This is a genomic window from Enterobacter sp. JMULE2 (assembly GCF_013337145.1).
Classification (GTDB): domain Bacteria; phylum Pseudomonadota; class Gammaproteobacteria; order Enterobacterales; family Enterobacteriaceae; genus Enterobacter; species Enterobacter mori.
In genome coordinates, this window is record NZ_SGWD01000006.1 from 1 (window position 1) to 9,702 (window position 9,702).

General features: G+C 53.0%; 11 protein-coding genes. 7 read left to right on the forward strand and 4 right to left on the reverse strand.

Annotated features, from left to right (window positions below):
• Positions 1-1,681 precede the first annotated feature (1,681 nt).
• Positions 1,682-2,128, forward strand: coding sequence for a regulatory protein RecX (locus tag EXW94_RS00640; RefSeq protein ID WP_174339275.1), 447 nt, complete (start codon positions 1,682-1,684; stop codon positions 2,126-2,128).
• Between the two features lie 61 nt (positions 2,129-2,189).
• Here EXW94_RS00640 and EXW94_RS00645 read toward each other — a convergent pair whose 3' ends face one another.
• Both EXW94_RS00645 and EXW94_RS00650 read right to left on the reverse strand, forming a co-directional pair.
• Entirely contained in the window at positions 2,190-2,489 is a 300-nt protein-coding gene (locus EXW94_RS00645; RefSeq protein WP_174339284.1) for a type II toxin-antitoxin system RelE/ParE family toxin, read from the reverse strand.
• Positions 2,479-2,742, reverse strand: a complete 264-nt coding sequence (locus tag EXW94_RS00650; protein WP_174339276.1) for a plasmid stabilization protein — start codon at positions 2,740-2,742, stop codon at positions 2,479-2,481. The genes EXW94_RS00645 and EXW94_RS00650 overlap by 11 nt, the downstream gene beginning before the upstream one ends.
• A 650-nt stretch (positions 2,743-3,392) precedes the next feature.
• On the opposite strand from EXW94_RS00650, the gene EXW94_RS00655 reads away from it, so the two are divergent.
• The 4 genes from EXW94_RS00655 to EXW94_RS00670 all read left to right on the forward strand — a co-directional run bounded on the left by EXW94_RS00655 (position 3,393) and on the right by EXW94_RS00670 (position 5,598).
• Positions 3,393-3,617, forward strand: coding sequence for a DUF6290 family protein (locus EXW94_RS00655; RefSeq protein WP_174339277.1), 225 nt, complete (start codon positions 3,393-3,395; stop codon positions 3,615-3,617).
• The gene (locus tag EXW94_RS00660; protein WP_174339278.1) at positions 3,601-3,867 is read left to right on the forward strand and encodes a type II toxin-antitoxin system RelE/ParE family toxin; all 267 of its coding nucleotides are present in this window, start codon (positions 3,601-3,603) and stop codon (positions 3,865-3,867) included. Before EXW94_RS00655 ends, EXW94_RS00660 begins: the two co-directional genes overlap by 17 nt.
• A gap of 68 nt (positions 3,868-3,935) precedes the next feature.
• Positions 3,936-5,198: a PAAR domain-containing protein gene (locus EXW94_RS00665; protein ID WP_174339279.1), complete on the forward strand. Its 1,263-nt coding sequence runs from the start codon at positions 3,936-3,938 to the stop codon at positions 5,196-5,198.
• Positions 5,191-5,598 (forward strand): DUF943 family protein, encoded by a 408-nt coding sequence (locus EXW94_RS00670; RefSeq protein WP_174339280.1) that lies wholly within the window; start codon positions 5,191-5,193, stop codon positions 5,596-5,598. Before EXW94_RS00665 ends, EXW94_RS00670 begins: the two co-directional genes overlap by 8 nt.
• Positions 5,599-6,474: 876 nt before the next feature.
• Here the strand turns inward: EXW94_RS00670 and EXW94_RS00675 are convergent.
• The gene (locus EXW94_RS00675; RefSeq protein WP_174339281.1) at positions 6,475-6,729 is read right to left on the reverse strand and encodes a hypothetical protein; all 255 of its coding nucleotides are present in this window, start codon (positions 6,727-6,729) and stop codon (positions 6,475-6,477) included.
• On the reverse strand, positions 6,726-6,908 hold the full coding sequence (locus EXW94_RS00680; protein ID WP_174339282.1) for a Rop family plasmid primer RNA-binding protein: 183 nt from the start codon (positions 6,906-6,908) through the stop codon (positions 6,726-6,728). The genes EXW94_RS00675 and EXW94_RS00680 overlap by 4 nt, the downstream gene beginning before the upstream one ends.
• Positions 6,909-7,191: 283 nt before the next feature.
• Between EXW94_RS00680 and EXW94_RS00685 the strand changes: the two genes are divergently transcribed.
• A complete protein-coding gene (locus EXW94_RS00685; RefSeq protein WP_254797796.1) occupies positions 7,192-8,925 on the forward strand; it encodes an S-type pyocin domain-containing protein in 1,734 nt (577 codons plus the stop codon).
• The gene (locus EXW94_RS00690) at positions 8,922-9,389 is read left to right on the forward strand and encodes a DUF6392 family protein (protein WP_174339283.1); all 468 of its coding nucleotides are present in this window, start codon (positions 8,922-8,924) and stop codon (positions 9,387-9,389) included. The genes EXW94_RS00685 and EXW94_RS00690 overlap by 4 nt, the downstream gene beginning before the upstream one ends.
• Positions 9,390-9,702 lie beyond the last annotated feature (313 nt).

A 9,702-nucleotide genomic window follows, 5' to 3' on the forward strand; every position in this document is an offset into this window, starting at 1 on the left:
GCGTGCTTTTCCGGGTTGGACTCAAGTGAACAGTTACCGGGTAAGGCGCAGCAGTCGGGCTGAACGGGGAGTTCTTGCATACAGCCCAGCTTGGAGCGAACTGCCTAACCGGAACGGGGGCGTGGTGATTTGGGTAAGGCTTCCACCACAACACGTAGACCGTATGGCGGGAACAGGAGAGCGCAAGAGGGAGCCGCCGGAGAGAAATCACCGGCATCTTTAAGTCCTGTCGGGTTTCGCCCGTACTGTCGGATTCATGGTTGAGCGTAAGGCTCCCACAGATGCACCGGAAAAGCGTCTGTTTATGTGAACTCTGGCAGGAGGGCGGAGCCTATGGAAAAGCGCTGGTGGCGCGGCCTCTTACGCCCCTTCTCTCTTTGCGCACATGTTTTGTGGTGGGTTATCCCCTGAATCTGTGGATAACCCCTGAGCTTGTTGCGTGAGCGTATGTCACGCCCGCCGCAGCCGAACGTCAGGAGCGCAGCGACCGGGTGAGCGAGGAGGCGTAAGAGAGCCTGAACCTGCATTCTGCACGTACGCACCGTATCCGCTCCCTGCTGTGTTTTCCCTCTCCGGGATATTTGCCTGACTTCATGCGGTTGGGGTTTCTTAACCATTACGCTGAAAACATCCTGCTGCCCACGGAAACGGCACTACACCGCACCCGCCTGCGGTTTACACATGCACATATTTTACGTTTTCAGTCTCACTGCCCGAATCCCTGAACACAGCGCCAGCTCTGGCCTCATCCGATTTTCTTCCTCAAATCTGAAAACTGAATCTTTGCGAAAAATTAAGCAAAAAACGCCGCTTTTTGATCAAAGTCCGTATGTGCTCACGAAAAACGGAATGCGTTATTCCTTTAAAATCAGGGTGATCCCCTCTTTTCCGTGAGATTTAACATTTTGCAGAAACACGCTATTCACTTTTAAAATCGCATTTAATCAACGGGATATCTGCTTTTCAGACTTGCTGTTTTTTGACGCTCACCGTGACCGTTCGCCACCATGATGACGGGGATTTTTTGTGAGCGGGTGACGAAACAGGGTTGCGAGCTGGAGGAGGAACTGCGAATTGGGGCATAAGCTGGATGTTAAGGAATGTTAAGGTTTTTCACTACATTCATGCCCCGTGAAACGAGCGGCAAAGACGCTACGCCGCCGAACTAAACATGTTTATACCCCTGTTAACATGTTAATACCCTTCCAGCCCAGAAATGGCGCGGTAATCAGTGCTGGCCTGTAAACATGTTTATACCCCCTGAACGGGGATTTTTTCTGCGCATGAGGGTGCGCGCGGTGTACGCAGGGGGGTTGACGTGCGACCGTATAACCCCCCCCCACCTCCGAAAAGGTACTTTCCAGCATTTGAGAGCACCGGGGGTGCAAAACTCGCGGGGAACGGCTGGTTTTTGCATTTTTTTTCAGTGTCACCACTGCTGTAAGAAATTGTTTAATATAAACTAATTTTTTTTCAGTGGTGATGGCGTTTATTTATTGTTCACCACTGAAAGCCAAAACAGACCCGTTTTTTTTGGTTGGTGTCATACAGGGATTGTCACTATGTAATTCATTTCGGCCGGTGTATCACACATTTCATTACAGTGTAATCACCCCACCCATTAACGGAGCAATTACCATGAAAGATATAAGCGTGTACCTGAACAGAAAAAAGGGCTGACATGACACCTGAAGCACTGTATGAGCACGCCGTGACCCTGCTTGCCAGAAAGGACTACAGTCATGGCGAAATGCGCAGGGTTCTGCATACGATGACGGATGACGTTATGACGGTGGAAGCGGCTCTGCTGCGTCTTCTGGAGTCCGGGTATATCGATGACCGCCGTCTTGCTGAAAATCTGCTGTCTCGCTTTCTGCGTAAGGAGTATGGCCCGTCCCGTATCAGGATGGAGTTCAGGCAGAAGGGGATTGAACAGGGCGTCGCTGAAAGTGCTCTTGCCGATACTGCGGCTGACTGGTTTGCCATGGCCTCTGAAAGCCGCCGTAAAAAGTTTGGTGATGCTCTGCCGTCAGACCCGAAGGAGAAAGCACGGCAGATGCGGTTTCTGCAAAGTCGCGGCTTCACGATGGAGATGATCATTGAGGCCATTACGCCCGCAAAAGACTGACGCACTGCGCTTGTCCGGCCGGTGACGGCCACGCAATGAATTTCGCTCCCGTCACCGGTTATCAGCGAATGGGGTGGGGATTCTGACGCTGGCCGACCACGGCCAGAACCCGGACTTTCTGCGCCGGATCATTCACATCATAGAGAACATGCTGCCCCATCAGGCTAATCCGGCGAACGTCCTCGCCATAGCGTACGTCCACTTCGTAGAGTCGCGGGAAGTCGGTCAGCTTGTCTGCGGCCGCGAGAACGCGATCGGTGACGTTCCGCGCATCCCACAGCGAGGAATTTTCCGCGATATAGTCAAACAGCGCCGTTACGTCCTCGATGGCTCCCTGCTTCCATTCCACGTCATACGGCATCGCGCAGTTCCTGATAGCGATCACGCAGCCGCTGGCGGAGTTGCTCCGTGGTCATACCCGGGCGCGTGTCCGCGCGGGCGGCAGTCACTTTGGCGCGAACCTGATCTTCATATTCGGCCTGGGCCAGCTCTTCGTCAGCCAGACGCTGCAACAGTGCCGCCTTATCCGGGCCACCTTCCGGCAGTATGCGGGGCAGGCTTTCGGCCAGTTCGCGCAGGAAGTTGGCGTTTTCGTAGTGTGTGGTATTGCTCATTGCGGAGCCTCCCGTGTTGATGCGTCGATATGATGGAGTTTAGCAGGGGGATACCCGGAAAAATATGGAAAACCGGCACTGGGGAGCGTTACCCCGGGGGCGAAACGGATGAAAACAGAGCTTTAACCTGGCAATTTATGCCAAACGGCACATCATGCACCTTGCTGCATAGCCATGCATACCCCGTAAAATTCACCAGCGCGTTTCTGACGCGTTTTTGCAGTGCAGGCTGTGGTTTTCATCGGCTTCGGCCTTAAATCGCCCTGAGCGCGTTTTAGCGGTGCCGATAACGGGTGTTATGGTAAATTCGCCTGAACGGCAGGTACAAAAAAAGCCCCGCAGGGCTTTTAACTACTGACTTATTTTTTTGAAGATTTGCTGGGTTTCAATTTGTCAGTATTTCCCTGCGTTTTTTTATTGTCACGCTGGCGTTTATCAGGTTTCCCTGTTGAATCGGCAATTCGTTTCGGACCCCGCTTAAGACCCATAATCGTTATCCTTTCAATAGTTAAGAGGAAAGCCCTCAAGCTAGATATATTGACCGCGTTACGGATTATCAAGAGGGGCTAACAAGATTGTTTTTTGTTCTTTTAGGTTGATTGTGGTACTATTGCTATACGTGTATATCAAATGGTGTTCGGGAGGTTTATATGCTGGCTATCCGGCTGTCTGATGATATTGAAGCTCGTCTGGATTCTCTGGCGAAACAGACCGGGAGAACGAAAACGTTCTATGCGCGGGAAGCGATACTGGCACATCTGGAAGACCTGGAAGATTATTATCTTTCAGCAGAAACTGCTGCACGCGTTCGCCGTGGTGATGAAGCAGTGCATTCGTCTGAAGACGTGAGGAAGTCACTTGGTCTGGACGATTAACTATTCGGATCGGGCGCTCAAATCGTTACGTAAGATGGACAAACAGACCGCACGACGGATTGTGGATTTTATGGATTTACGCATTGCTGTTGCCGCTGATCCCCGGCAGTCAGGTAAGCCGCTCAAAGGGGAGTTGGGGGTGTTCTGGCGTTATCGTGTCGGAGATTATCGCATCTTGTGTGAAATCCGGGATGACGAGCTGGTTATCCTTGCGGCCACCATCGGCCATCGACGCGAAGTCTACGATTAAAGCCCGCTACAGCGGGCTTTTTCTTTTCATGTGGCGGAGCTGCACTCTGAAACTTAAGGATTTAAAAAATGGCGACAGGCTTCTGGATTGTGAAAGGCGATAAAACGACATGCGGGGGTTCAGTGCTGACCGGACACCCGAAGGGGAGGCAGATTGGCCCAAATCTAAACAGACAGGCAACCGTGGGCTGTCAGGTGTCCTGTGGTCAGCACCCCGGTGTCTACAGCGTGGTGGGAGGATACGCCGGTGATATTGTTCACGGGCAATTAGCCGCCAGCACGCTCTACAGCCGTTCTACCTGTCCGTGTAAGGCTTTTTTCATCCCCACCCATACGTTTATGTCACACGGGCCTTATCAGGAGCCTGAAAGAGCGTCAGCCAGTTCAGAGCCTGAGCAGCACGCGCAGGTGGCGAAAGCGCTGTCTTCAGCGGAGACCCCGGCAAAAACGCCTCCTGAACCGCTGCCGCTTCCGGCGCGTATCTATACCACGCAGCGCATCATGGATGACTACGACGCGAAGGACATGCACTGCGGCGACCTGGACGTACTGACACTGAGAAATACTTTCCGGCTGAATGTTGACGAGGTTTCGATGAAGGTCAATCCGTGGACGCTGAAACTGAAAGATCCGGCAGACCCCTTTGCGTTCTCCTCACCGTATGTGCACCCTGATTTTCAGCCAAAACCGATGCCGTCAGTCAGCAGGAAAGAGGCCGCTCACCTGATGTTTGACGAGTTCAGGGAGCTGGCGAAGCTGTTCTCGTTTCAGGGGCCATACAGGAACGTCATCACGGAGATGATCACCCACATGGAGGGCAACAGCGGGAAGCCTTACAGCAGTCCGCTACTGGACAGGGCGCTGAAAGAGCAGATTTTGAATGACCACTCTGAGCAAAGCTCTTTGTTGAAAATCAAAAGAGTGTTGAAAGCTGCAATTAACTACGAGTATGGCTTTATTCCGCTCGATAAAAAGGATTCGTTATTCGACGGAAATGGCAACTTTGAAGGCTTGCAGAGGGCGGTTCTACCTAAGTTTGACAGTCTTATTGATCGTACTAACGGGCTGGTGATTACCGTTCATGATACCTGGTCGACACATATCACGCTGGAATCGCTGGAGGTGACGGGCGACAGCTACAGGGCAATGGTGCACTACCGGGTTCAGGATCACTTCGGGCTTGATGATGCCGATGTTCAGAACGACCTGTTCAGGCAGTTCCGTATTTTTCGGCTGTGGTTCGTGCTCCAGCGCTGGGATCTTTACGGATATAAGCCATTTATCACCGAGATGAATGCGACCGTGGAAATCAGCGGGAGGCGCGGTGAATAAGCGACTAATGGCGGGTGTTGTAGCATTTGCTGCCAGCGGCTATCTGCTCTGGCAGTATCTGACCCCGGTTGAGATTGTGGCCGTCCACGACGGTAATACGATACTGGTCAGGCATTTTCCGTATCTGAAGAGTCGTCAGATTGCCTGGTGGGAAGCAAATAAGGGCATGATACAGGCGAAATATGGGATACCGAGTAAAGGAACCGATTATTATTACGACATATTAGTTGTGGATTTCGGGAATGGGTATCGTACTGAACCGGAAGAAAGTCTGCTGTTTTCCACAGATGAAGTTTTTTGTTTCAACGACATGAAGACAGAGGCCCGGTGTATTGATAGAAAACCGCTTTTTGATGTGAGCTGGAGTCAAAATACCGGACTGGAGTATGAGTCGTATTAACGAAATTGTTAAAGGTTGACTGTTAAATCAAAACATAAATTTTGGCAATAGATGCCTAATGCCCCCGTGGTGGGTACACTTGAAAACGGGAGCGGAGCGACCCGCGTCAGGCCGTTCTTTTGGGTTCTTATTTTGTGGGTGTCGCGCCAGACCGAGGCAATCGCACTTCACCGCAAATACTGCCTTGTTGCTCACTTTATCAGGTGCTTGTTATCGTACAGCGAGACGGGGCAGAGCCAGCTTCTTTCCCGGGCTGGTTAGGTTTTTAACCTTCCCACCGTTTGCCTGTTTATCCTGCCGGAGTCCGGGGCGCAGACCTGAGCGTCAAGGGTGCAGATATGGGTTTATTGTCGTTGGATGGTATTAAGCTGGTAGTGACAAGGCTAGCCAGCCCTGCTAGGATTAGATTGCGGTCTTGTTCCTGGCAGGTATCTGCAAGAACTAGAGTACTCAAGCCCTGTGATTCTGTCACGGGGCTTTTGTACATCTGGAGTCTTTGTTCTTCCTGAACTTTCAACCCCATCCCCGTTCTGCCTGACTTCTTCGCAATAAAAAAAAAGCCCGCAACGCCCGCCGCAGCCGAACGGCAGGAGCACAGCGACCGGGTGAGCGGGGAGGCGTAAGAGAGCCTGAATCTGCATTGTCCACGTACGCACCGTATCCGCTCCCTGCTGTGTTTTCCCCGTCCGGGAGAGGTGCCTGACTTTCTGCGTCAGGGGGCTTTAACGGGGGCTAAAAACATTCATTATTTAAGAAAGGCTTTATTTTTCAGATGTTTGTTATTTTTTTCGCACTCCCCCACAGGGAGGGGCGTTTTTCCGGCATGGCTCCCGCCGCCCTACAGCAGACATTCTGCGACCTTCCGGACCGCCACCGTTACCGTGGCTGAGTCAGGTATTTCCGGGCCAGCCTGATTCGGCGTGCCTGGTAAATTGCATCATAGGCCTGTGACTGTCCGACGCCGTTGCTGATTTCACTGACAAGGTGGCGCTGGTCTGCCAGCGTCAGGGTGTAGACATGCTTCTGGATAAGGTCACGGGCGGCGTACTCCTCATGACCCGCAGCAATCAGTGCTGCAAGCAGGCGTTTGTCGGTCGGGCTCAGGCGGTGGCGCGTTTTACTGCTGCTCATGACCTGCCCTCCAGCGCCTCTGTGAGGTGGTCACACAGGGCTTCGGCGAGTTCGTGGAGCCGCTCGCACTCGCTGGCCTGTTCGTCGAGGTCAAGGCCGTCCAGCTTTTCGAGCAGGAGCAGGGACTGGGTTTTGATAAATTTCGCCATGTTCAGTACGGCGGCGTGTTGCTTGTTCATGGTCACGTTTCCGCGTGTCGTGTGGGTTTCTGCCCCGGATTGTACCGCACGCGTTCCGGGATATAACCCACCCCCGCTAAAAACGCCTGTAATCGCCTCTGTGCGATTTTGTGTGGTGAGGCGTAGGGTTTTGTGGTTAAGGCGTTAAACGTCCGGCAGGGGGCTTTACGCTGCGTTTCATCGTGGGGGGGGGAGCCGCTCCGTCAGCCGGTGACATGCCGGTTAGGTTCCGCCCGGTGTATGATGGTGCGTTATTTACCCATCGAAATGAAAAGGATTTGATATGCCGGCAGAAGGTTGCTTTCTCTACCACCTGGATAAAACCCGTTGTGGAGGACGGATTCTCAGTGGTGCGGAAGATGAAACGTATGACATTGGCGGTGTAGTCCGTCAGCAGGCAAGAGTCGGCGACCCGGTGACTTGTGGTGTGCATGAAGGGCTGTTCCGCATCTGTGGTGGGATGGGAGATACCTACGAAGTTGGTGGTGTTGTGAAAGAGTGGGCCGGGTCGATAGAGAGTTACAGTTCCTGTCCCTGTAAATCCAGGTTTGTTCCCACTGTCACCACTCATACCTACGACTACAACTGCAATTCCGGGCTGGCAGCCGAACGTGAGGAAACGGCCCGGAAGAAACAGGCGGTCATGATGGAAGAGCGCAAAGCGGCGCAGGAGGCAGAAGCTAAACGCCTGATGGAAGAGCGAGAACGTAACCGGGTATTTGCGAAATCTTGTCTGCGTGGCGACGGCTGCAACGATGCCGGAGAGACGCGAGAGCCGCAAAGTAACTTTGCGGAGATGAGTTTCTTCCGGGCGGTTCCGCCAGCGGATGCGGCGACAGATACCGACGCACCCCAGCACGCGCAGACGGCCAAGAAGAAAAAGCCGGTTGCCCCGGAGGATGTACCGAAGCCGAAGAAACGCAGTGCACTATGGAAATGGTGGAACGGCAACCACGAGGAAATGGACTATCAGGCGGCGGTAGCAACAGCCGCCGCCGCCGCCCGGGCGCAGACGGCGACTGCCGGAGCGAGCGTGCTGGAGCCTCTCGCCGGTCGCGGCCTGACCTATGGCACATGGGCGGTGCGTGCTGCTGCTGGCTTTGGTGAGGTTGCCGCTGCCGGAGCCGGGGCATCCGTTGCCGGATTGCTAATCGGTATGATGCCCGGGCGACTCAATGACGGTGAGCAGGATTTTCTGGATCGGATGCGCACCGCGCAGCTACGTGAAGCGCCTACACGGGTGCGCTTTACGTGGGAGGAGAACAGCAGGGGAAACCCCACGCCGCACGGCTGGCATACGCCACCGGGCAAGGATATGGTGCGGGTGCGCAAAATGGAGTGGGACAGCCGTTATCAGGCGTACACGTTTACCACCGAGGAAGAGCCGCGCATCACCATCGTCTGGACCCCGGACCATTCCGGCGTTAACACGCCGTCAAACACCGGCAATCAGGCGCGACCGGTGCTGCCGAATCCGGTGATTGTGGACCCGCTGCCGGACAATACCGGCATCACGGCCACCACCACCCCGGCCCCGGAGGAAAAGCATTTCGCGGATTATATTCTGATCCTGCCGGTGCCGGACCTGCCGCCGATTTATATCTACCTGAGCAAGCCGCCGGTGGAGTTCCTGGAGGTGGAGCTGTACAGCGACTTTAAGCGTCGTTCCCGTCAGGGGAAATATGAGGCTGACCATATGCCATCGGCTGCGGCTGTTCGGGCTTATTTGAAACAAAAATATCCGAAACTCGACACTAAACAGTTAGATCGAATGGCTGAAGATGTTGCCGCAATAGTTATACCAAAAGAAGTTCACCAGAAGATCAGTGAGACATACGGCGGGCGTAATAAACCGACTCAAATCGAACTGGACTCGCGCAACCTGCGGGCGGCGTTGGACCGTAATCTGGACACCATCAAACCGGCATTGAAAGATCACGGTGCTACGGAGGGCCAGATAGAGGCGGCCAGAGCGAAAATGCATAAGCTTAACAGTGATATGGGGCTGTACAAATGACCGTAAATGTAGATGCTTTAATCAGCGGTATAGGTAAAACCTATCAAGAGTTGTTTGATGAAGGGTTAATTCCTTATAAAACAAAACCAACGGGGTATCCGGGTGATCCTGATTTGACATTAGATATGGCAAAAGAAGGGGTTCACCTAACTTTCAAGAGAGAGGGGCGTCAGTTATGGTCTGTTATTCTAAGTATACAACACGATAGTGTTAATAATTGGGTCTTTCCTAATGAACTACCGGCACCACTTAAAAGTACTATGTCGCGGAGCTGGGTTCATGAAACGTTGGGAGAGCCTGAGCGAAGCTCTCCTCCAGAAGTCATTATGAAGCGGGCTTTTGGTTGGACAGATATTTTTACTGTTAGTGGGCGTCATGTCTCGATGAGTATGCAGGTTAATTATGATGTCGCTGATATGGTTTCTTCGGTTGTGTTTCTTCCGACCTCCGAACTACGCTGGTGATCATATTTTCTGGAGGATCGTAAAAAGATCCTCTTGAGATCGTTCACCGCTGCGCGTAATCTCTTGCCCTGTAAACGAAAAAACCCGCCGTAAGGCGGGTTGGTTCGGGTTCTTCGAGCGGCAAACTCGTCGAAACCGGACGGTAACTGGTTCATCGCAGGAACAGTCACCAAAACAGTACAGTCAGTTTAGCCGCTATAAATGGGCTTCTTCAAGAGAAAAAGTTACTTTTTCACACTTACTTTCCTGCGACCTCCAGTTACCAGTGGCTGCTGCCAGTGGCGTTTTAGCGTGCTTTTCCGGGTTGGACTCA

Bases quoted from the DNA above. Each gene is read 5' to 3' on its own strand.
- EXW94_RS00640 (WP_174339275.1), top strand. From the start codon at position 1,682: ATGACACCTGAAGCACTGTATGAGCACGCCGTGACCCTGCTTGCCAGA.
- EXW94_RS00645 (WP_174339284.1), bottom strand. From the start codon at position 2,489: ATGCCGTATGACGTGGAATGGAAGCAGGGAGCCATCGAGGACGTAACG.
- EXW94_RS00650 (WP_174339276.1), bottom strand. From the start codon at position 2,742: ATGAGCAATACCACACACTACGAAAACGCCAACTTCCTGCGCGAACTG.
- EXW94_RS00655 (WP_174339277.1), top strand. From the start codon at position 3,393: ATGCTGGCTATCCGGCTGTCTGATGATATTGAAGCTCGTCTGGATTCT.
- EXW94_RS00665 (WP_174339279.1), top strand. From the start codon at position 3,936: ATGGCGACAGGCTTCTGGATTGTGAAAGGCGATAAAACGACATGCGGG.
- EXW94_RS00675 (WP_174339281.1), bottom strand. From the start codon at position 6,729: ATGAGCAGCAGTAAAACGCGCCACCGCCTGAGCCCGACCGACAAACGC.
- EXW94_RS00680 (WP_174339282.1), bottom strand. From the start codon at position 6,908: ATGAACAAGCAACACGCCGCCGTACTGAACATGGCGAAATTTATCAAA.
- EXW94_RS00685 (WP_254797796.1), top strand. From the start codon at position 7,192: ATGCCGGCAGAAGGTTGCTTTCTCTACCACCTGGATAAAACCCGTTGT.
- EXW94_RS00690 (WP_174339283.1), top strand. From the start codon at position 8,922: ATGACCGTAAATGTAGATGCTTTAATCAGCGGTATAGGTAAAACCTAT.